Annotated in this window: 21 protein-coding genes and 1 tRNA gene; 2 read left to right on the top strand and 20 right to left on the bottom strand. The window is 42.4% G+C overall.

Annotated elements, in window-relative coordinates:
• Positions 1-629: 629 nt before the first annotated feature.
• The 12 genes from rplL to OEG80_RS01600 form a co-directional block, all read right to left on the bottom strand.
• Positions 630-1001, bottom strand: a complete 372-nt coding sequence (rplL, locus tag OEG80_RS01655; RefSeq protein ID WP_011514491.1) for a 50S ribosomal protein L7/L12 — start codon at positions 999-1001, stop codon at positions 630-632.
• Between the two features lie 126 nt (positions 1002-1127).
• The gene (rplJ, locus tag OEG80_RS01650; protein WP_011514492.1) at positions 1128-1655 is read right to left on the bottom strand and encodes a 50S ribosomal protein L10; all 528 of its coding nucleotides are present in this window, start codon (positions 1653-1655) and stop codon (positions 1128-1130) included.
• Positions 1656-2059: 404 nt separating this feature from the next.
• A complete protein-coding gene (rplA, locus tag OEG80_RS01645) occupies positions 2060-2761 on the bottom strand; it encodes a 50S ribosomal protein L1 (RefSeq protein WP_011514493.1) in 702 nt (233 codons plus the stop codon).
• Positions 2762-3193: a 50S ribosomal protein L11 gene (gene rplK / locus OEG80_RS01640; protein ID WP_010201717.1), complete on the bottom strand. Its 432-nt coding sequence runs from the start codon at positions 3191-3193 to the stop codon at positions 2762-2764.
• 91 nt (positions 3194-3284) lie between these two features.
• Entirely contained in the window at positions 3285-3815 is a 531-nt protein-coding gene (gene nusG / locus OEG80_RS01635; protein WP_011514494.1) for a transcription termination/antitermination protein NusG, read from the bottom strand.
• Positions 3816-3886: 71 nt separating this feature from the next.
• Positions 3887-4375: a preprotein translocase subunit SecE gene (gene secE, locus OEG80_RS01630; protein WP_263241433.1), complete on the bottom strand. Its 489-nt coding sequence runs from the start codon at positions 4373-4375 to the stop codon at positions 3887-3889.
• 51 nt (positions 4376-4426) lie between these two features.
• Positions 4427-4502 (bottom strand) — tRNA-Trp (locus OEG80_RS01625).
• Between the two features lie 323 nt (positions 4503-4825).
• Positions 4826-6016: an elongation factor Tu gene (gene tuf / locus OEG80_RS01620; RefSeq protein ID WP_011512793.1), complete on the bottom strand. Its 1191-nt coding sequence runs from the start codon at positions 6014-6016 to the stop codon at positions 4826-4828.
• Between the two features lie 220 nt (positions 6017-6236).
• Positions 6237-8363 (bottom strand): elongation factor G, encoded by a 2127-nt coding sequence (gene fusA / locus OEG80_RS01615; RefSeq protein ID WP_133104816.1) that lies wholly within the window; start codon positions 8361-8363, stop codon positions 6237-6239.
• A gap of 374 nt (positions 8364-8737) precedes the next feature.
• Positions 8738-9211, bottom strand: coding sequence for a 30S ribosomal protein S7 (gene rpsG, locus OEG80_RS01610; RefSeq protein ID WP_011514497.1), 474 nt, complete (start codon positions 9209-9211; stop codon positions 8738-8740).
• A 208-nt stretch (positions 9212-9419) separates the two neighbouring features.
• Positions 9420-9794: a 30S ribosomal protein S12 gene (gene rpsL, locus OEG80_RS01605; RefSeq protein WP_011281154.1), complete on the bottom strand. Its 375-nt coding sequence runs from the start codon at positions 9792-9794 to the stop codon at positions 9420-9422.
• Between the two features lie 440 nt (positions 9795-10234).
• Positions 10235-11500 carry an EcsC family protein gene (locus OEG80_RS01600; protein ID WP_263241431.1) on the bottom strand — a complete coding sequence of 422 codons (1266 nt, stop codon included), beginning with the start codon at positions 11498-11500 and terminating at the stop codon, positions 10235-10237.
• Positions 11501-12134: 634 nt separating this feature from the next.
• Here OEG80_RS01600 and OEG80_RS01595 point away from each other — a divergent pair.
• Together OEG80_RS01595 and OEG80_RS01590 are read left to right on the top strand one after the other, a co-directional pair.
• Positions 12135-13370 carry a beta-ketoacyl-ACP synthase II gene (locus OEG80_RS01595; RefSeq protein WP_263241430.1) on the top strand — a complete coding sequence of 412 codons (1236 nt, stop codon included), beginning with the start codon at positions 12135-12137 and terminating at the stop codon, positions 13368-13370.
• A gap of 3 nt (positions 13371-13373) precedes the next feature.
• A complete protein-coding gene (locus OEG80_RS01590; RefSeq protein ID WP_263241428.1) occupies positions 13374-15062 on the top strand; it encodes an anthranilate synthase component I family protein in 1689 nt (562 codons plus the stop codon).
• Positions 15063-15176: 114 nt separating this feature from the next.
• Here the strand turns inward: OEG80_RS01590 and hisC are convergent, their stop codons facing one another.
• The 8 genes from hisC to OEG80_RS01550 form a co-directional block, all read right to left on the bottom strand.
• A complete protein-coding gene (gene hisC, locus OEG80_RS01585) occupies positions 15177-16310 on the bottom strand; it encodes a histidinol-phosphate transaminase (protein ID WP_263241427.1) in 1134 nt (377 codons plus the stop codon).
• A gap of 72 nt (positions 16311-16382) precedes the next feature.
• A complete protein-coding gene (gene hisD / locus OEG80_RS01580) occupies positions 16383-17681 on the bottom strand; it encodes a histidinol dehydrogenase (protein WP_263241425.1) in 1299 nt (432 codons plus the stop codon).
• A 239-nt stretch (positions 17682-17920) separates the two neighbouring features.
• Entirely contained in the window at positions 17921-18616 is a 696-nt protein-coding gene (gene hisG / locus OEG80_RS01575) for an ATP phosphoribosyltransferase (RefSeq protein WP_263241423.1), read from the bottom strand.
• A 138-nt stretch (positions 18617-18754) separates the two neighbouring features.
• Positions 18755-20023: a UDP-N-acetylglucosamine 1-carboxyvinyltransferase gene (murA, locus tag OEG80_RS01570; RefSeq protein WP_020444326.1), complete on the bottom strand. Its 1269-nt coding sequence runs from the start codon at positions 20021-20023 to the stop codon at positions 18755-18757.
• A 117-nt stretch (positions 20024-20140) separates the two neighbouring features.
• Positions 20141-20386 carry a BolA family protein gene (locus OEG80_RS01565; protein WP_187289149.1) on the bottom strand — a complete coding sequence of 82 codons (246 nt, stop codon included), beginning with the start codon at positions 20384-20386 and terminating at the stop codon, positions 20141-20143.
• 167 nt (positions 20387-20553) lie between these two features.
• Positions 20554-21504, bottom strand: coding sequence for an alpha/beta hydrolase (locus OEG80_RS01560; RefSeq protein ID WP_020444327.1), 951 nt, complete (start codon positions 21502-21504; stop codon positions 20554-20556).
• 245 nt (positions 21505-21749) lie between these two features.
• Entirely contained in the window at positions 21750-22595 is an 846-nt protein-coding gene (locus OEG80_RS01555; protein WP_263241420.1) for a BON domain-containing protein, read from the bottom strand.
• 226 nt (positions 22596-22821) lie between these two features.
• A complete protein-coding gene (locus OEG80_RS01550; RefSeq protein ID WP_041772321.1) occupies positions 22822-23340 on the bottom strand; it encodes a YraN family protein in 519 nt (172 codons plus the stop codon).
• Between the last annotated feature and the right edge of the window lie 109 nt (positions 23341-23449).

The raw sequence follows: 23449 nt of genomic DNA, 5'->3' as shown, positions 1-23449 counted from the left end.
CTTTTTAGGGCGTTGTATCAATTACTATCTTAACAATCAGTGCTTGCTTTGCACTCTAAATACGATCTTGCTATCGTCATTTAAGTCAGCCTATATGACTGCTCAGAGCGAAAACTTCAATCTTAAAGTGTTGCCAATATGTCACTTTTAAAGCTTAAGTGACAGTTGCTTTATCTAAATATAAATGCGACTAACATTGTGTATAAACGATTTAACATCCAAACTGGCTACTGCCAAAATCAATATCGTCGCTGATGTATACCGTCTACGAGCCTATATACTGACAGTAAAATCACGCTAGAAAGCTTATTCAATAGTTTTTAATTAGTAATAAATAGGACAATTATAATGCTTATAAATAATAATATTCAGAGTCAATATAAGTGATAATGTTAATAGAAAACGTGCAGACACAAAAAAATGCCAAACATCTATTGACGTTTAGCCACATTATCTGATTTCAATAACTACTAAGTGTGCTTGCATGTATATCGTCTGTCCTTTTGATGGGTATCCACCGTGTTGTTGCTTACGACTGTTGGCAGACACAAAAGGTCAAGCTACGAATTATAGTAAAAAAAAGCTGATAATGCAAGGCATTACCAGCTTTTTTTCGTACTGCCGTTAAACTATTTTAGTTCAACAGTTGCACCAGCTTCTTCAAGTTTCTTTTTCAACTCTTCAGCTTCAGCTTTGTTAACGCCTTCTTTGATTGGAGCTGGAGCGCTTTCAACCAAATCTTTCGCTTCTTTCAGGCCAAGACCAGTAGCTTCACGTACGGCTTTAATTACGCCAACTTTCTTCTCGCCAAAGCTGGCAAGAACTACGTCAAACTCGTCTTTTTCTTCAGCAGCAGCAGCAGCAGGACCAGCAGCAGCAGGTGCAGCAGCAACAGCAGCTGTTACGCCGAATTTTTCTTCCATAGCGCTGATTAATTCAACGATATCCATTACTGACATTTCAGCGATTGCGTTTAACACGTCATCTTTAGATAGTGCCATGAGAACTCTCCGTTATCTGATAAAAATTAATTGATTTTAAAATCGCTTGGATTGCTTGCCAAATTTTCAAATAGTGTTGGCAATAAAGTGCAATCGGCGATGTCAAAGTTACGTTAAAACAAGCAATTAAGCAGCTTCTTTTGCGTCTTTGATTGCTGCAACAGTGCGAACGAACTTGCCAGGAACTGCGTTCATAGTCTGGACAAGCTTGGTCACTGGTGCATTCATAGTAGCCATCAAGATAGAGATTGCTTCGTCGCGAGTTGGTAGCTTCGATACGCGCTCTAGCTCTTCTGGACCATAAACAACACCACCAACTGATACCAATTTGGTCTCTAAAGCTTTGTGATCTTTGCTGAAGTCAAAAATGACTCGAGCGGCAGATCCCAAATCTTCCATAGAGAAAGCCAAAAGTAATGGACCAGTCATACGGTCTGACATGCTCTCAAATTTAGTGCCTTCAAACGCACGTTTTGCTAGGGTATTTTTTACCACTTTTAAAACGACGCCTTTTTCACGGGCTTGTTCGCGTAGCTTAGTAAGCTTTGCAACACCAATACCATGATATTCGGCAGCTACTGCTGAGTAAGCATTAGCAGCAACTTCAGACACTTCAGCCACAACTTGTTGTTTTTGCTCTAGCGTTAATGCCATAAGTTGACTCCTTTAATCTAATCAATCATCCTGTAATCTAAATCACAAACTAAGATTGACTTGATACGACACGTTACGAGTTATATTTATTAAAAACAAATGTACTCATAACGACTGATTACGGCACCGTTATCAGAATGACATCAAGTGATAGGTTGCCCTATCGGCTCTTATCAACAACTGGGTGGGCCACCGTCTGCGTAGGACAATTAAGATTTTCATCTGTCATCGATTAACAACAGCAGCTCAATGTAATGAATTTTGATCTACAGGAGTCACAATCCATTCTACCAAACCGCTGTCTACCTACGGTCTTAGACAGCATAGCGTTTGCTACGCTGACCTAATTCTTTAAAATATCTTGTTCCATTATTCAAAATCGTTGAATAACAGATTATACTTAATTATTTCGCTGTGCGGTATGGCACTGGATCGATACTTAGACCAGGACCCATGGTGCTAGACAAGGTAATTTTCTTAATGAAAGTACCTTTAGAAGTAGCAGGCTTAGCACGTCTCAAATCTGAAATAAGTGCTTCAGCATTCTGGATTACTTGCTCAGCAGTAAAACCAACTTGACCGATAGTCGTGTGAATAATACCTGCTTTGTCTACACGATACTGTGCTTGACCAGCTTTAGCGTTAAGAACGGCTTCAGCAACGTTAGGCGTAACCGTACCGACTTTAGGGTTAGGCATTAGACCACGTGGGCCTAAGATAGTACCTAACTGACCAACAACGCGCATTGCATCAGGAGCAGCGATAACCACGTCAAAGTCCATATTACCGGCTTTGATTGATTCTGCTAGGTCTTCAAAACCAACGATGTCAGCACCAGCTTCTTTGGCAGCTTCAGCAGCAGCACCTTGAGCAAATACAGCAACGCGTTTGGTTTTACCAGTACCCGCAGGTAGGTTGGTTGCGCCACGTACGACTTGATCAGATTTACGTGGGTCAACGCCCAAGTTTACAGCGATATCAATAGACTCTTTAAATTTAAGAGCTGGCAAATCGTTTAGGATTTGAACCGCTTCTTCGATCGTGTATTGTTTTTCGTGCTCAATACGGCTATTGATTTCTTTTTGACGCTTAGTAAGTTTACTCATTTACACACCCTCCACGGTAATACCCATTGAACGTGCAGTACCAGCGATGGTACGAACAGCAGCATCAAGATCAGCAGCAGTTAAATCTGCATCTTTAGTCTTAACGATGTCTTCTAACTGAGCACGGTCAACTTTACCGACTTTAGCGGTATTAGGTGTACCAGAACCTTTAGCAATACCAGCAGCCTTACGCAAAAGGTAAGCAGCAGGTGGTGACTTCATGATGAAGGTAAAAGACTTATCGCTGTATACAGTGATCTCAGTAGGAATCGGTAAACCCGGCTCTTGGTTTGAGGTCGCAGCGTTAAATTCTTTACAGAACGCCATAATGTTCACGCCTTTTTGACCCAATGCTGGACCAATCGGTGGTGAAGGATTTGCTTTACCTGCAGGCACTTGCAGTTTGATGTAACCATCAATCTTCTTAGCCATGATTCTCTCCTAAATGGGTAATAGCGCCAAATCAATATGGTATAAACCTTATTGACTAACAGCTCCCCGGTTGATGAACTTTTTTGCTGATTTAATCTAGCTTCTCAACTTTACTAAACTCAAGCTCAACCTGAGTCGGTCGATTAAATACGTTTACGGTTAAATGTAGTTTAGACTTCTCATAATCCACTTTTTCAACCAACCCTTTAAAGTCAGTGAATGGACCATCGATAACCAATAACTCTTCGCCCGGCTCAAATAGAGTCTTAGGACGCGGGTCAGTTTCAGTCTGATTCAAACGGTTTAGAATACGATCAGCTTCTACTTCCGTAATCGGCGCAGGCGTCTCTGGCGTACCGCCAACGAAGCCCATAATACGTGGGCAATCTTTAACGATGTGCCAAGTATTGTCGTTCATATCCATCTGGATCAATACATAACCCGGAAAGAACTTACGCTCACTTTTACGTTTTTTGCCGTCTTTCATTTCGACGACTTCTTCAGTAGGTACCAATACATCGCCGAAAAACTCAGCGAATTCACTACGATTAATACGATCAGTTAATGAACGCTGTACTTGCTTTTCATATCCTGAAAATGCTTGGACAATATACCAACGCATATCACGCTCCTGATCATTATAAGTAAGTCGTTATCCATAAATCTTGGCTAAACAGTCGCTAATACGCGCCATTAACCAATAAATATGCCAACGAACCAATTAAAAAAGTTATCTAATAGCCAAACTAATAAACCAACAACCGCAATCATGACAATCGTTTGCCATGTATATTGGAAGGTTTCGTCTTTGCCAGGCCAAGTAACGCGGCGTAGTTCTACAGCAGCGTCTTTCAATAAAGTTTTAAATGCACGGCCCTGATTCGTCATTGCAAGACATAACAGCGCAAATACAAAAAGCGCAACGATAATACCAATACGTACCCAAAGGTCATTGGCAGGTTGCCAATAGCCGGGCAGATATTGATTAACTAACGTTGCACCAATTAAAACAACTGCGGCTAGTAGCCACAAAATCACATCTTTTACTGAACCCGTCTTAGCAATCTCAACAGCAGTCGTTTGATTACCTGCTGAAACATGCTTATCTTTGGACAGCATTCCACCAGCAACTGCCTTGGCATCAGATAACTTAGTCTCGAGGTTATCTTGATTATTGCTCATAAAGAACTCACTTCGGAGATGATGGGGTATGACAAAGATGTGATAAGAAGATGGCAGGCGATGTAGGACTCGAACCTACAACCCTCGGTTTTGGAGACCGATGCTCTACCAATTGAGCCAATCGCCTAGGGGTGTTAAGGCTGATAATTATACAAGGTTTTACTAAGAATGCAAGTTTTAAGACGATATTTTATTTGCTTAATACAATGAATCATTACTTTAATGGAGAAAAGTCAGAAAACTCTGTTTAAAATCAAAAATAGAAGTCAAAATCTGAGATAGATTTATTGCTTTAAATTTTTAAACATACAGACCTTATTTTAATAAATACTAAATTGATTAGCACTTCTGCGATTTAGCAAACCATACCCAAAAAAAGCCACCCTCTTTCGAGGATGGCTTTTGACTAAATTATTAACAACAATCAGATTACTCTGACAGCGTTAAGTATTAGTTCAATACGTTAGCAACAACACCAGCGCCTACAGTACGGCCGCCTTCACGAATAGCGAAGCGTAGACCTTTGTCCATAGCGATTGGGTGGATAAGCTCTACGCCCATCTCAACGTTATCACCAGGCATAACCATTTCAGTGCCGTCTTGTAATTGGATTGCGCCAGTTACGTCAGTCGTACGGAAATAGAACTGTGGACGATAGCCGTTTAGGAATGGTGTGTGACGACCACCCTCTTCTTTTGACAATACATATACTTCAGCGTCAAACTTGGTGTGAGGAGTGATTGAACCTGGCTTAGCTAGTACTTGGCCACGTTGTACGTCTTCACGCTTAGTACCACGTAGTAGTACGCCACAGTTTTCGCCTGCACGACCTTCGTCAAGCAGTTTACGGAACATCTCTACACCCGTACAGGTGGTTTTTTGAGTGTCACGGATACCGACGATTTCGATTTCGTCGCCAACGCGTACGATACCAGATTCAACACGGCCAGTTACAACAGTACCACGACCTGAGATTGAGAATACGTCTTCGATTGGCATTAGGAATGCTTTGTCGATGTCACGCTCTGGCTCTGGGATGTAGGTGTCAAGAACGTTTAATAGTTCTACAACGGCTGGTTGACCATATTTTTCTTGTGAGCCTTTTAGGGCTTCAGTTGCAGAACCATGGATGATTGGGGTGTCATCACCTGGGAAGTCATAGTCGCTTAATAATTCACGAACTTCCATTTCTACGAGTTCAAGCAATTCTTCGTCATCAACAACGTCACATTTGTTCATGAATACAACGATGTACGGTACGCCAACCTGACGTGAAAGCAGGATGTGCTCACGGGTTTGTGGCATAGGGCCGTCAGTGGCAGATACGACTAGGATTGCGCCGTCCATCTGGGCTGCACCGGTGATCATGTTTTTAACATAATCGGCGTGACCTGGGCAATCAACGTGAGCGTAATGACGTGATGGGGTGTCATATTCTACGTGTGAGGTGTTGATGGTGATGCCACGTGCTTTTTCTTCTGGTGCTGAGTCAATAGACGCGTAGTCTTTGGCTTCGCCACCTGAGGTGATTGCAGCTACGGTTGCGATAGCAGCGGTAAGGGTGGTTTTACCGTGGTCAACGTGTCCGATGGTACCGACGTTAACATGTGGTTTTAGACGTTCAAACTTGGCCTTTGCCATGGGTATTTCCTCTTTTTTTAGGGTCAACTGCTTAATTTATATAAAGTAATTAAGTGAATACTGACCACATTAAGATAACTGTTAAAAGGGTGCACATACTAATGTGCAGATATTATAAGAAAATCACGAGCAATAACAAGTCTTTTAACCAATTATTGCTCGATTATCTACTGACAATATAAAGATATGTCCTATATTGCCATTATCGATAGATTTTTGCTTATTCGTCATCATCTTTATTGTTGAATTTAGAGATGATAGCTTCTGCAACTGATTTTGGAATTTCAGCGTACTTTTGGAATTCCATAGAGTAAGTTGCACGGCCCTGTGACATTGAACGCATTTGTGTGGCATAGCCAAACATTTCCGCTAATGGTACTTCAGCACGAATCTGCTTAGTGCCGCCAGGTAAGTCTTCCATACCTTGAACCATACCACGACGACGGTTAAGATCGCCCATGATATCGCCCATATAGTCTTCAGGTGTTTCAACTTCTACTTTCATCACTGGCTCAAGTAGCGTTGGGTTTGCAGCCATGAAGCCTTTACGGAATGCGATAGAACCAGCCATTTTAAATGATAACTCATCCGAGTCAACATCATGGTAAGAACCATCATACAAGGTCGCTTTTACGCCAACGATTGGGTAACCTGCAAGTACGCCGTTTTTCATGCGCTCTTGAATACCTTTATCAACCGCACCGTGGAATTCTTTTGGTACCGTACCACCAACAACTTCTTCTTTAAATTCATAAAGAACATCGCCAGCTGGATCCATAGGCTCAAGACGTAACCAAACGTGACCGAATTTACCACGACCACCAGTCTGACGTACGAATTTGCCTTCTTGCTCAACCGTGTTACGAATCGTTTCGCGATAAGCAACCTGAGGTGCGCCGATGTTAGCTTCAACACCAAACTCACGCTTCATACGGTCAACAAGAATCTCAAGATGCAGCTCACCCATACCACTGATGATAGTCTGACCAGATTCTTCGTCAGTATGTACACGGAACGATGGATCTTCTTTCGCCAAACGACCTAAAGCGATTGACATTTTTTCTTGGTCAGCTTTGGTTTTAGGTTCAACCGCTAGACTGATAACTGGATCTGGGAATTCCATACGCTCAAGCGTAATAACATTTTGCTCATCACACAACGTATCACCAGTGGTTACATCTTTCATGCCAACCAAGGCTGCGATATCACCAGTACGGATTTCTTGCAACTCTTCTTGAGAGTTTGCCATCATCTGTACGATACGGCCAACGCGCTCACGTTTCATTTTAACTGGGTTGTAAACGCTGCTACCTTGCTTTAGAACACCTGAATAAACACGAACGAAGGTTAAGTTACCAACGAACTTGTCATTCATGATTTTGAATGCTAAAGCTGAGAACGGTGCTTCGTCTGACGCTTCACGAGTGCCTTCAGATTCATCTTTATCATCAAGGATACCTTTAATAGCAGGTACATCCATTGGTGCAGGAAGATACTGAATAACAGCGTCCAACATCTTCTGTACACCTTTGTTTTTAAAGGCAGTACCACAAAGAAGTGGAATGATTTCGTTATCAATAGTCAACTGGCGAATAGCAGAGTTAATTTGTTCAACAGTTAATTCACCGTTCTCAAGATACTCATTCATCAATTCTTCAGTCGCTTCAGCAGCGCTTTCTACTAGATACTCACGATATTCTTCCGCTTTTTCTTGTAGTTCTGCTGGGATTTCACGCTCATCATATTCCATACCTTGAGACGCTTCGTCCCAATAGATGGCTTTCATCGTTACTAGATCTACAACGCCTTCAAAGTCGTCTTCTTTACCAATTGGGATAACCAATGGTACTGGCTTGCCGCCTAGACGAGTTTTAATCTGTTCTACTACGCGGTAGAAATCAGCGCCAACGCGATCCATTTTGTTAATGAATGCAAGACGTGGAACTTTATATTTGTTTGCCTGACGCCATACGGTTTCAGACTGTGGCTGAACGCCGCCTACTGCACAGTAAACCATGCAAGCGCCATCAAGAACACGCATAGAACGTTCAACTTCAATCGTGAAGTCAACGTGACCTGGGGTGTCAATGATATTGATACGGTGTTCGTCAAACTGTTTTGCCATACCTGACCAAAAACAAGTTGTCGCCGCTGAGGTGATAGTAATACCACGCTCTTGTTCTTGCTCCATCCAGTCCATAGTGGCTGCGCCATCATGTACTTCACCAATCTTGTGGCTAACACCGGTATAGAACAAAACACGTTCAGTAGTGGTCGTTTTACCAGCATCAATGTGCGCAGAGATACCAATATTGCGATAGCGCTTTAGGGGAGTTTTACGAGCCATAGTGTTTTCCTAGGGAAATTCGTGTATATATTAATGTGTTGTGTCTCTACCTCTACTCTATGACAAAGCCATTCAGCCCTGCAATATTACTAATCATTGAACCTAATACGGGCAAAAAAGAGTAACTACTAAGAATAGTGCGGCATCAAACTCAGGAGACTTTCTTTACAGAATAGCATCCCTTTTCAGAACAGCATCTTGACAGATGTCCGCCATCTGAAATGAGTGTGTCTGTTATTATCTTTCAATAATTACAAGCAAATCATTTATTAACAATGGCGACAATCAATAGAATAAATAAATTATATCTAGATGACTGGCATATACCAGTCATCCAAAACTACTTTTAAAAAAATAAATTAATTAAGAGTAGCTTAGAAACGGTAATGAGAGAATGCTTTGTTAGCATCTGCCATGCGGTGAACTTCGTCACGCTTCTTCATAGCATTACCTTTGCCATCAGCAGCATCATTCAATTCGCCAGCTAAACGCAAAGCCATTGATTTTTCAGAACGCTTTGCAGCAGCTTCAGCTAACCAACGCATAGCCAAGGCGGTACGACGGGAGGGGCGTACTTCCATTGGCACTTGGTAGGTTGCACCACCAACACGGCGAGCTTTTACTTCGACCATTGGGCGAACATTTTCCAATACTTCTTCAAAGAAAGAAACTGGATCTTCGATGTTACGCTTTTGGCTTACTGTCTCAAGTGCACCGTAAACGATACGCTCAGCAGTAGATTTTTTACCATGACTCATGACATGGTTGATGAATTTTGCAACAGTTTGGCTACCAAACTTAGGATCCGGTAGGATCTCACGGGTAGCAACGACGCGACGTCTTGGCATAATAAATATCCTTTTCTTCAGGAGTGTCTGACATTCACAATCTCGCACCAATTAATATTGGATGGCGTTATATCGAGTTGTCAGTCAGCCTTACTGCATGGCGGTGTGTGATAAAGATTAGTGACTCATTTGGTCAAAAATTACTCACATCAGACCCATGCACAGTTAATGTTTGATACAAAGAAACTCATTTAATAACGGTTAGTTATTAAACTTTAGGTTTCTTAGCACCATATTTAGAACGACCTTGCTTACGGTCTTTAACGCCTGCGCAATCTAGTGCACCGCGAACAGTGTGATAACGTACACCTGGTAGATCTTTTACACGACCACCACGGATAAGAACAACACTGTGCTCTTGTAGGTTATGACCTTCGCCGCCAATGTAGCTTGATACTTCATAACCTGAAGTCAAGCGTACACGACATACTTTACGCATGGCTGAGTTAGGTTTTTTAGGGGTAGTAGTATATACGCGAGTACATACACCACGGCGTTGTGGGCACGCTTCCAACGCAGGAACTTTTGACTTTTCCTTGATGGTTTTGCGACCTTTACGAATCAATTGGTTAGTTGTTGCCATGAGGCATCCTTCTCCCGTTTGGTAAAAAACAAAAAAATAGGGAAACGCACCATCGATCTGACTTTAACGACAGATTTTGGCACACCCATTTTTAGGACAGTGTATTATAAAGACTTGTTGCTGCTATTTCAACCACTTATGAGCAGTTGGACTTTACAGCAGCGGATAGATATGTATTCGGTCTACTACTATACCACTTTATCTGTTTTTAACGGCATAACCGAAAAAACAGCTAACTAAATACGGTATCAAAAGTAGATGCTTACATCATTTAGATAAGATATTTAGAGATAAAAAACAGTCGTTTACCTGAGCTATATGGCGATATCGGTTTAATTTTCAATAGAAGTAAGCCGATATCGCCAACATTAAAGATAAATAGCAATTACGTAGAGCTTCAGTATTCTAAAACGAAATAATAAATAAACCTTAATAGCTTATTATTTACTCGACTTAGCAGCGGCTTTTTTTGTTTTGCTGTCAGAAGATTTAACTGCACTATTCTGCTTATCATTCTTAGTGCTGTCGACTTTCTTTTCGTCAGCTGTAGTATCAACATCGTTTTCTTTATCGTCAGCTTTTTTCTGAGTATCTTTTTCATCCTCTTTTGCAGCATTAGCGTCTGACTTTATGTTTTTTGATGCTGCATCTTTTGATTCTTTTTCTTTAGATTCCTTCTCTAGTGGTGCGGCATCTTGAGCTTTGTCTTCTTTCTGCTCAGTGCTGCCCGTTGCCTTACTAACCTTTACTTCGCTGCTACTGTCATCAGTAATAGCGCGATTGGCAAGCTTAGCTTCTGGCGCAAAAGTTGCTTGAGCAACGCCAATGACCTCATCAATCAGCTGACTGTTATAGCGCATACCAACGATAACGGCAGTGGCTGGTAGGAATCGGCGTATCCATGTTAAGTTAATTTGATCCAAATCAACACCGACCTGACTAGCAATACTGTCCACTTGCTCTGCGTAAAAATTAACTTTTTTATTCTGCAAGCCTAAGTTTTTGAGCTCATTGTGTAAACCGCTGCTTTGGGCGCTATCCAGTAAACCTTTACCAATACCAATACCTGCCAGCAATGCTTGCTTCTCTTGCATTTTGCTGAGATCTGCATTGGCAAGTAACTCATAGGCCATTTTGACGCCTTGCTTACCAGTTAACGGCTTATTATAAACAGCGCCCAATTGATAAACCGTGCGTAGAGAAACCAACAATAACCATAACGTATCCGCAAGCAAGCCCGGCAAACCTGCCAAACCTGTAACACCGCCAAGCGTCGCTAATGCACGGTTTTGATTGGCGATATCGGTCGCTAACGCGTAACGCTGCTCGTCGTCTAAGCTCACAATATTGGCAAAGCGATGCTGATTCGGTAAATCAATTTGACTCCAGTTGTCGGCAAGCTTAGCAATTTGAGCAAAAGCGCCATCAACGGTCGATTCAAAAAAGCTGTTCGGTACCACTTTTTTGGCATATTTACCATAAGCAGCAAAGCGTGTGCCCAATAACTGCTGAGTGGCTTTTAACGTTTGCTCACGGAACAAATCTTGTTGGTAATCTTCATCGCCTAAGTTCACCGCTTTAAATTGACGCGGTTTGCCAGTTTTTGCATTCGCGCTATCAATCATGGCACCCATACGCTCTAGATTGCCACGCGTAAAAGAGCCAACCGTACTAATACCTTTCGATAAAGTGCTACGCTTTCCCATCTTGATATCCTTAATATGATGTTTGTTATAAAGTAATATGGTTAAAGTACTAAGTGTTAAATTACTATTGTTAAAATGCTGCTCTAACACCCTTTTTATAATAATACGCTGTTTGCCATTCTAGCGAACCCCTACTGTGAGTGTCAGTGCGAACAATGTTATCGCTATCAGCCCTTTTGTATCTAAAAGTGTCATTTATCGATAACAACTTAACCATCATAGTATATCTATTACATCAGCTCATATTAAAGAAGCTTGTACCATGGCATGCATCGCCCTTATTGTTTGCTTCTTAATAACAAACTGCATAAAACTATAGAATAACCATTGTTGCTGATAAGCCCTATTTTATTATTATTTTGCATTTACTCAAACATTTTGCCACCTCGATACGGTATCATATGCCATAATTCAAAGTACACTTGTACCATTATTTACCTGCATTCTATTTCTCTCAACTCTCTATGAATCCATGATAACGTTAGCGTCCGCTGTTAGCACTTAAATGCCTTGGTATAACAACACCTTTGTTATCAAAAACAGATAGAGATGAAGTGATATGGTAGAAGTAGATATTTTAAAACGATGATTAAAAGTAATTATCAAAAAAATCGTTACTAATAAGGAATATTGTATGCGCCGCGTTGTTATCACTGGAGCAGGGATTGTATCTTGTATCGGACATGATTTGGCTACTGTCACAGAGGCTCTTAAACAAGGACGCTCTGGCATCACATTCAACGAATCTTATGCTGAGCACGAGTTCAAATCACACGTCAGCGGCAGTATTGATCACTCACAGCTTGATACCTCAGCTATTGACCGCAAACTAAAACGGTTTTTTAGTGACGCAAGCCTATATGCTTATGTCAGTGCGTTAAGTGCCATTAAGCACGCTGGACTCTCTTTAGAAACCATCAATAACAATCCGCGTGTGGGCGTAGTCGCCAGCTCAGGCGGCGCGTCAACAGAAAATATCGCCAATGCAATAGACGCCATGCGAGAAAAAGGGTTACGCGGCGTTGGTGCGATGGCTGTACCAAAAACAATGGGCAGCTCAGTATCGGCGGCGCTCGCTACTGGTCTAAAAATCCAAGGTATCTCATACTCATTAACCTCGGCTTGTGCCACGTCAACGCATTGTATCGGTCATGCTGCCGAGCTTATTCAATTGGGTAAAGCAGATGTGATACTCGCTGGTGGTAGTGAAGCAGAACATTGGACTCAGTCTTGTATGTTTGATGCCATGGGTGCAGTCAGCACTCAATACAACGGTACTCCAGAGCTTGCCTCAAGAGCTTATGATAAAGACCGTGACGGTTTTGTTATCGCGGCAGGTGGCGCGATGGTAGTCGTTGAAAGTCTTGAGCATGCCCAAGCACGTGGTGCCAATATCTTGGCTGAAATTGTTGGTTATGGTGCCAGCTCTGATGGCGCAGAAATGGTTGCGCCAAGCGGTGAAGGCGCAGTACGCTGCATGAAGCTAGCACTTGCTGAAGCGGGTTTAGAAAGCGTGGATTATATCAATAGCCATGGTACTAGTACGCCACTTGGTGACATCACTGAGCTTAAAGCTATTGCCAAAGTATTTGATAACGATATCAGTAAAGTGCCTGCCATTAGCTCGACTAAGTCTATGACAGGTCATAGCTTAGGTGCTGTTGGTGCACAAGAGCTGATTTATTGCTTACTGATGTTACAAGACAGCTTTATTGCACCAAGTATCAATATTACAGAATTAGATCCGGCTGCCGAAGGCTTTGATATCGTCACTGAAAAACGCGATGTTGAGCTTGAAACTCTTATGAGCAATAGCTTCGGCTTTGGCGGTACCAATGCAACACTAATCATCAAAAAGTTTGACGCTTAAACTATGGTTGTAATAGATACTCATACCACTGTGCAGACAGATTCTGCCCTACCGCCAGCTAGCAAAACTAGCTGGCGTTTTGGTGACTTATCTGCTGCCGAATTAATGCCGCACCTGCAACGACATTTGTTAGAACAAAATAGCAAAGCAAACTGGCAATTGGTTTGGCTCAATAATGATGGGCGACCTGTGATTGGCTTATTACCAAAGACGAGCTGGTGCGTTTATCCTGTGACTAATGACACGCTGCATGCTACTAAACAGGCAAGCCTTTATAAAATCGAGAAAACACGGCGTGGGCATGTTCACCTTTATAGTAATTCCAGTGATAGTGCTATTACAAGCTATATGAGTTATAGCGACTGGCAAGAAGAATTAATTGCTTACAGTCGGGCTCATGAAAATAACAGTGCTAGCTCAATTTCAATAAGTCAGGATAATCAGTCGCCGTATTATCAGCATGGCTTAATAGGTTTTATCAGTTATGACATTGGCGCTCATGAATTAAGCCCAACTGCCAATATTGAGATGGCAGCACAGCCGTGCGCGTTATTGGGGCATTATGATATTTACCTAACCGCTGATTCAGACAGTCAAAGCAGTTGGCAGCTAAAGGTAAAAAATGATAACAATAATAACTCTGACAGCAGCTCAGTCCAGCAGGATACAAATGCACTAATCAGAGTGCTGACATCTTATTTAGATGGTTTGGATAATCAGCTATCGAATGAGAATGGCACTAAAAAATACTCCTGTAAAAAGCCGCCTTTATTACTAGAAGCTCAGTGGAGCAAACAGCATTATCAGCAGGCGTTTCATCAAACGCAAAATTATTTGCAGCAAGGCGATTGTTATCAAATCAATTTAACCCAAGCATGGAGTGGCTATTTAAGCACTTATGAAGATAATTCAGTCACAAGCCTCATTGACTATTTACCTGCTTTGCACACTAATACCCAAGCACCTTTTGCAGGATATATAGCCATTGATAGCTATAATCATGAAGGTAAAGTAAATACATCAAACCATCAGTTTGAATTATTAAGCTGTTCGCCGGAATTGTTTTTTACCTTTAGCAAAGATATTGAGACTGGCAAGCATCATATACGTACCAAGCCAATCAAAGGAACCATGCCGCGCGGCTTAACAATCGAACAAGATAATGACTACAAGCAGCAGTTAATCAACAGCGAAAAAGACCGTGCAGAAAACGTTATGATTGTGGATTTGTTACGTAATGACTTGGGTAAATACGCCAAAATCGGTAGCGTAAAAGTGCCTCAGCTATTTGCGATCGAGAGCTTTAGTAATGTACATCATATGGTCAGCACCATTACCGCCGAGCTCAAGACAGATACCCATCCGTTAAGCGTCTTATTTGGCAGTTTGCCTGCAGGATCAATTACTGGCACGCCAAAGAAACGGGCGGTGGAGATTATTGCAGAATTGGAAGCGGCACCGCGTAGTGCTTATTGTGGCACTATGGGCTATATGAACTTTGATGGTAGCGGTCAGTGGAATGTACTGATTCGCACACTACAGACAACCAGCACAACAGACAACCCTAAACAAGTCAGTTTATGGGCGGGTGGAGGTATTACCGTTGCCTCAGACTGCGATGCTGAATATCAGGAGTGCCTAGATAAAGTCGGCAACCTATTATCTGTCCTTGCTAATACAGCCAACCACTGAGCTTTATATTCGAAAACAGCTTAAAGCGGCACAAAAGAGCCTGCTAACATCATGTGAGCAGGCTCTTTTTATTACTTATGAAACATTGTTTTAGTACTATAGTTGAGCTAGGTATTAATTTGCCTCGACATCCGCTACAGCCTGTAGCGCTTTTAACGCATCAATTAAACGCTCGTTCTGGGCAGCGGTGCCAATCGTAATGCGTAAATACTCATTAATACGCGGCTTATCAAAATGACGAACAATGATACCTTGCTCACGTAATACTTCTGCTACTTGACTGGCAGCACCATCATGAGGGCGCGCAAAGACAAAGTTGGCATGTGATGGCAGTACCTCATAACCTAAGGCCGTCAACTCAGCCGTAAACGATGTACGCAAATCAATGACCTGCTGGCGAGTTTTCTCAAAATATTCAACATCTAAGACGCTAGCTGTTGCACCAGCTTGTGCCAACTTATCAAGTGGATAGCTATTAAAGCTGTTTTTCATACGCGTTAATGCTTCAATCAATGAAGCATTACCAAATGCCATACCGACACGCAGTCCGGCAAGCGAACGCGATTTTGAAAAGGTCTGGGTAACTAGCAAGTTATCAAATTCATCAATAAGGCTAACTGCTGATACTTCTACGTCTGGACTACTCTCTTCTAGCTGAGCAAAATCAATATACGCCTCATCAATCACAATCACTGAGTTTGAGTGCTCGCCTGCAAGCTTACGGATATCAGCAAGCGACAATAATAAACCAGTTGGCGCATTTGGATTGGCAATAATGATACCACTGCAAGGTCGACGATAGGCATCAGGACTGATACTAAAATCTGCTTCTAATGGGATTTGCACAAGCTCTATACCAAAGGTATTGGCATAAACGGGATAAAAGCTGTAGCTAATATCAGGCGCCAAAATTGGGCGCTCTTTTAAGAAGAAGCTGGCAAATACCAATGCCAATACTTCATCTGAGCCATTACCAACGAACACTTGATTGATATCAAGATCATAAAGCGTGGCCAATGCGCCGCGCAATTCTTCAGACTCAGGTGCAGGATACAAGCGCAAATCGTCCGCTTGCTGTGCTAAGACTTTAATAATCGCCTCACCCACTTTTGGTGAAGGTGGAAATGGATTTTCATTGGTGTTCAACTTGCACAAATCGTCATGCTGGGGCTGCTCGCCAGGAACATACGGCGATAAATTACGCGCTTTAGATGACCAAAGTCTGTTATCTATCTTTGATTCACTCATAAGTTATCCTACTATTAATCACAGAAATGGTTATTTCCAAAACTGTTATTCCAATAATTGTTTTTGAGAAAATTAGGACTGGTAACGATAACGGGCTGAACGCGCATGGGCTTCTAAGTCCTCATGCTGCGCTAAAATATCTGCCGTCTCAGCCAAAGGCTTACTGCCCGCTTCACTACAATAAATAATGGATGATTTCTTTTGAAAATCATAGACGCCAAGCGGTGACGAAAAGCGTGCTGTACCCGATGTCGGTAGCACATGATTCGGTCCTGCACAGTAGTCACCGATTGCCTCTGGCGTATGACGTCCCATAAAGATAGCACCTGCATGACGAATACTACCAAGCAACGCGTCTGGATTATCAACAGACAGCTCCAAATGCTCAGGCGCAACGCGATTGATAACTGCCATGCCTTCTGCACGGTCTTTAACCAAGATAAGCGCGCCACGATTTTTTAGCGAATCACGAGCGATATCTGCCTTGGGTAATTCAGCCAAGGCTTTTTCAATTTCAATGGCGACTTCTTTAAGCTGTTTTTCACTTGTGGTCACAAAAATCGCTTGGGCAATACGGTCATGCTCTGCCTGTGATAATAAATCCATCGCTAACCAATCAGCACGGTCTTTCGCCGTGCCTTCTGCATAAACCAGAACCTCAGAAGGTCCGGCAATCATATCGATACCGACTTGACCAAATACCGCGCGTTTGGCGGCTGCAACATATTTATTGCCCGGTCCAGTGATTTTATCTACTGCCGGAATCGTTTCAGTACCATAAGCCAATGCAGCTACTGCTTGCGCGCCGCCAATAGTAAAAACGCGATCAACTTGTGCCAAATGCGCCGCCGCTAATACCAAGGGATTGAGCACACCTTTTGGAGCGGGTACGACCATAATGACATCTTTGACACCAGCAACTTTGGCAGGGATAGCGTTCATTAATACTGAAGAAGGATAAGATGCCAGACCGCCCGGCACATAAATACCGACACGGTCAAGCGGCGTGACCTTTTGACCTAAACGATTGCCGAATTCATCTTCATACTGCCATGACTCTTGTACTTGTCGCTCATGAAAGCTCTGCACGCGCGTCGCTGCTGTGGTCAGAGCGCTTTTCACGACATCATCAAGATTGGCAAATGCTTCAGCAAGTGCCTCTTTGGATAATTCTAGAGCCTTCATCGTCGTTGCTGGATGTTGATCAAACTGCTGCGTCAATTCTAGCACCACACTATCCCCGCCATGACGCACTTTACTAATAATGTCATCTACCGTTTTGAGTAAATCGGCATCATTAACGGTTTCAAAAGCAAGCAGTTCTGTCAACTGACTGTCAAAATCGGCGTCTTGCGTACTTAATTGGCGCATGGCTTTGTCCTATATTTGAGCATGAATACGGCGGTAAAAAGGATAATATGAGGGCTTAGATGTCAGCTTATTTATAGTAATCACATTCAGACTATACGGTGCTTTTATTAGCTGACATGCAAATACAATAAAACCAGTTTAGCACGCTATGTTCTCCTTAGAGCGCTAAACTGGTTTGGAATTTTGTATAACCATACTTGATATTATCAATCTACGATACGCTTTTATCATGTACTGATTTATGGAGTACTGCTGATACTGTTTTTAAAACTATCTAATATCGGCTCAAGCAGTGAAAACTTGCGCTTATAACTGACTTGGTTGACGATAAGACGGGAAGAGACATCACAGATATGATCACGCGCTTCGAGTCCATTGGCACGTAAGGTATTGCCCGTATCAACCACGTCGACTATCAAATCACCTAAACCAACCAAGGGCGCAAGTTCCATCGAGCCGTACAACTTGATCACATCAACTTGCTGTCCTTGACTTGCAAAATAAGCACGGGCAACATTCACATATTTGGTGGCAATACGTAGGCGACGGTTTGGCAAAGGTGCATCTTTTACGCCAGCGGTCATGAGCTTACACTGAGCAATCTTCAGATCTAATAATTCATAAACATGATTGGCGCCATGTTCAAGCAAAACATCTTTACCTGCCACACCAAAGTCCGCTGCCCCGTGTTCAACATACGTTGGCACATCGCTTGCGCGTAAAATTAATACTCGGACATTGGGGTTTGAGGTTGGAAAAATAAGCTTGCGTGAGGCTTCAGGATCCTCCAATAATTCAACGCCAGCGGCACGCAAAAGTGGCATCGTCTCTTCTAAGATACGACCCTTGGATAACGCCAGTGTTAAGCCTAAAAACTCATCATTTACTTCGTTCAATAAACCACTGGTTGGTAAGCTGTTGGTTACTTCAGTCATAGTGACGCTGGTCCGTGTGCTGATGGTGCTGAAAGTTGTCGCCGTCAAAGGGCATTTTTAATATTACACTAGGCTTAAAATTTATTTTGATTATAACGCCAGTGTTAATACTAGCGTTATAACTTTTAGCAAGCTCTATTAATCGTTGCTGTTAATACGCTCGATATTGACACCAAGCGCACGCAATTTGTCTTCAACGTGCTCATAGCCACGGTCGATATGGTAAATGCGGTCAATTAAACTCTCGCCTTCTGCTGTTGCGGCTGCCATTACCAATGACATCGAAGCACGCAAATCAGTCGCCATCACAGGCGCGGCTGTAAAGCATTCAACCCCTTTTACCACAGCCGTATGACCGTCTACTTGGATAGAGGCACCCAAACGATTAAGCTCAGGGACGTGCATATAACGGTTCTCAAAGATATTTTCGATAAAGGTACTGGTGCCATCAGCCAAACAAGCAATCGCCATCACCTGTGCCTGCATATCCGTTGGAAAACCTGGATGCGGCTGGGTACGAATATCGACCGCTTTTGGTCGACCTTTCATTTGCGCGCGAATCCAATCATCACCGGTAGTGATAATTGCACCCATGTCTTCAAACTTTTCTAGCACAGGTGTTAATAGTAGCGCAGAAGTATTCTTAGTCAATACATCACCGCGTGTCATCAAAGCACCTGCAAGGTAAGAGCCTGTTTCGATACGGTCTGGCACGACCGAGTACTCACAACCATGCAAGCGCTCAACGCCTTCAATTGTCATGGTTGCTGTACCAATACCACTGATTTTAGCACCCATTGCGACCAACATATTAGCCAAATCAACCACTTCTGGCTCAAGCGCACAGTTGCCCAAAACAGTCGTGCCTTTAGCAAGTGCTGCTGCCATGATGACGTTTTCAGTACCGCCTACCGTCACCATGTCAAATGAGAACTTACAACCTAACAGCTTACCGCCCTTTGGGGCTTGCGCAATTACATAGCCGTTTTCCACTGTAATACTAGCACCCATTGCTTCAAAGGCTTTAAGATGCTGATCAACGGGGCGCGAACCAATCGCACAACCACCCGGCAAGGAGACTTCTGCCTCACCAAAACGTGCCAACAATGGACCCAGTACTAAGATTGAGGCACGCATGGTTTTAACCAAATCATAAGGCGCATAAAAATTATCGATACTCTTGGTATCGCAAGTGACGGTATCACCCTGCTTTTGGATTTTGATACCCATGCCACCGATCAACTCAATCAAAGTGCGCACATCTTGTAGCGATGGCACATTGTGCAATGTCGTCGGCGTCTCAGCCAATATCATAGCCGCAAGCAACGGCAACGCGGCATTTTTAGCGCCTGAAATGGTGACTTCCCCTGCGATACGACTACTACCAGTGATTAAAAATTGATCCATAAAGGTGACAACCTAACGATAAGTATAAAAACAATGAGAAACCGAATCAATTATCAATGGCAAAAATACTTGCTCGTAATAAACAATCCAGTCGTAAATAAAAAGCTTTAACCTACTCTAGCCTTGCGATTGAACATCCCATTCAGCAGGCGTTAACGCTTGAATATTGAGCGCATGAATATCACCACTGGCGATTTTATCATTGACCAAAGCATAAACGGCTTGCTGACGTTGAACGGCGCGTTTGCCCTCAAAACTGGCATCAACCACACGTACATCAAACTTAGTTCCTTGATTAGCAGCTTGAATAAAGGCATCTGGAAAATGCGTTTGTAAAAATGCAATCAAATCGTCAGCGTTCATGCTCATAGAATATTCTGCCTTAAGGTTTTAGATAGGGTATAGAGGTAAAGTGACGACATTATAACAAGAGTTTGACCATCTTACAGCACTGTCTTACACAACGATGCTTAACCATTATTAGCCTAAAATAGAATCAATACCCATGTCGGACTTATTAATTGCAACCCTTATTTAAGGGTTTTATCCAAATAACTTAATACTTGTGCACGTACATCATTGACCCAGCGTAGAGGTGGTGCCATCGCGCCAATACTGGTGGCATGACTGGCACCCGCAATTTCACTTGTCTGCACGGTAACACCTGCCGCTTTTAAAGCCTGTGTCATTTTGATGGTATTGGTCGCATAAACAACTTTGTCTTTTTCAGCTGTCAATAATAAATACGGCGGCTGCTGCCCTTTGATCTGACGATCTGGCATTACCTCATCAGGTGTCGCGTCGGCAGCAAAAGCGGTGACGCTACTAAATTTACGAAAGTCATAACTATAAGGACCTGCAATACCAATCACTGCAGTGATATCTTTTGGCTTAATACCATAAGGCTTTAAAAAATCCTCATTGGCGACCGCAGCAACAGCGTTAAACGCTCCGGCAGAATGACCAACGACTGCAAAACGCTCTGGATTGGCATGGAAACGCTTGGCATTTTTATAGCTCCACGCAATCGCTTGCGCCGTATCTTCGACATAATCAGGATAGACATGCTCAGGGGCTTTACGATAATTAATCACTGCAGTCACATAACCTGCTTGCGCCAAACTCTGCCCGACAAAGGCATATTCCTCCTTACTTCCACTCTCCCAAGAGCCGCCATGGACGAATACCACCATCGGATAATCTTGTTTGATGGTGGTATTCGTTTTCATAGCCTGCGCTAAAGGTTTTGGATAGTAAATATCCAAATCTTGTAATGGCTCGTCACCATACAGGATGTCTTTACTAACCCCAATGCCGCCATTTGAAGTAATACCATTAACGATAGCAAGCGCTGATAACGCTTGTGCTTGCTGCGTCGCTAGGGCAATACTGCCTACTGCCAACGCAGTAGTAACCCCTACACGTACGAGTTTGGACATACCTACCTTAGGTCGCTGTACATCATTATTTAAAGCCTTCATAGCAGTATTCCTGTTATATGTCAGTCAGTTATAGATTTATAATCTTACCTACACTGCATTAACTATATTTGCGATTAATATTTTTTGACTGTACATATTTTACGGAATAACAGGGGATTTATCGTGCTTCTACTGTTATGGGTATTTAGTGTTCTTGTGAGTGATATTTGGACTACTTTAAGATAAAACTAGCATTAGATAACAATATCTTATCAAGATTAATCACTCATCTAATTCACTACAATCTATGGGTTTCGATACAGGTCAATGTAAGGGCTGGATGAAGGCTCGGTAACTGGTGAGCCATCTTCGGTCACTATAATAGGTGTGGCACTGATAGTCGCATCTGCTGCGACAGAACCACTAGTATTAGATATTGCTCTGTTATTAACGACTGCAACTCTAGTTGGATGGGCTGAATTTGCAGCATTGGCCTCATACATGATGTCATCGTTACCCAACTTTACGCCTCGATCATCAACGACAGTAGTCAGTAGTACCAATTCTGTAACACCAACCGTGCTATTGGCAATATCAATCAAGTGGCTTTGCTGCGTCGGTGTCATACGACCCATGATATAAACCACGCCATTATTAGTCACTGCTCTAATTTGTGACGCTTTTACCCCATCAGCAGCGGCTGTTTTTGCCATCAGCTTTGATGTGATATAACCGTCATGGACAGTTTGGCTATAGCCTTTTGAGGCACCAACTGTCAACTCATTATAGACTTGACGAACATCTGGCATAGAGCCTACGACTTTACTGACTTCTGCCTTAATTATCTCAGTCGGCACTTCACCGGTCAGTAATACAATACTATTAAAGCTATCAATACTCATGCGACTGGTTTGCTGCAAATTTTCCTGCAAACCATAAACGTTAATCTTGACGGTATGCTCAATACTACGATCAAGCAGACGCTGCGGAATAGTGCGCTCAGTCATGGGCACGCCATAAGTACCTTCTGTACTATTGGTCAAATAATTGGTGGTACAGCCAGTCGTGACAATGCTCGACATTAATATAATGCCTATCGCGTTACGGCGCGGTGAGCCAAAAATAGCAGTGCGCAGATTCATCTGTGTCATGATTTACCTCTTTAGTACATGAGTATTCATAATAAATAATAGCAACAGTCAATGGTTGTAATTTTAACAAATATGACAAAAACTTGATTCAATAAAATTATTTTAGTGCCGCTACTCTACTGAATTTTTACTGCTTACAGTTAGGCTTTTGGTAACGACAACTTCATTTAATTTGCTTTGACATTATAAAATTAGCCACGCTTAAATAAATCATAAACAAGTTTTATTACCAAGCTGACGTGATAAATGCGCCTTGCAGCCATTCAGGCTGATTAATTTCTAACCGTTGATTTGGTTGATTATCCAACGTGATATTGGCTTCATTTTTATTTTTTTTATTCATTGTATTATAAGCAATCACATCAAACCGGCATTCATATTTATGATATTGAGGGTTTTGCTGTAAAAAATAACGCGCTGCTTTGATAATTTTACGTTGCTTGGCTGCTGTGACGCTGAGTGCCGCATCACCAAAATGTGATTGCTGTCTTTGCCGCACTTCCACAAATACCAGTGTCGACCACGCTTGTCCTTTTTCTAACATCACCAAATCAAGCTCACCAACTTTGGGCTGCTGCCAGTTTTGCGCAATCAAAATCAGCCCTTGTCCTTGCAAAAATTCACACGCCTGCTGCTCAAAATAACTACCTTGGCGCTGCTTTGGGGAGGTTAACATTAAAGGTTTATCATTTGCCATGACGTCTATAAGTCTGCTCAACATTTCAGAATTATCATAGCACATCATGCTAAACTAACCACTTTCGCGTGCAGATACTGGTGTGGTTTTTTAGGCTGTGCTTAAGCCTTATTTGATAAGGCAGTTTTGCCTTTAATGTTGAATGTTGTTAGCCAGT

The organism is Psychrobacter sp. SC65A.3 (genome assembly GCF_025642195.1).
GTDB classification, from domain to species: domain Bacteria; phylum Pseudomonadota; class Gammaproteobacteria; order Pseudomonadales; family Moraxellaceae; genus Psychrobacter; species Psychrobacter cryohalolentis.
This window is presented reverse-complemented; position numbering and strand designations above follow the sequence as displayed.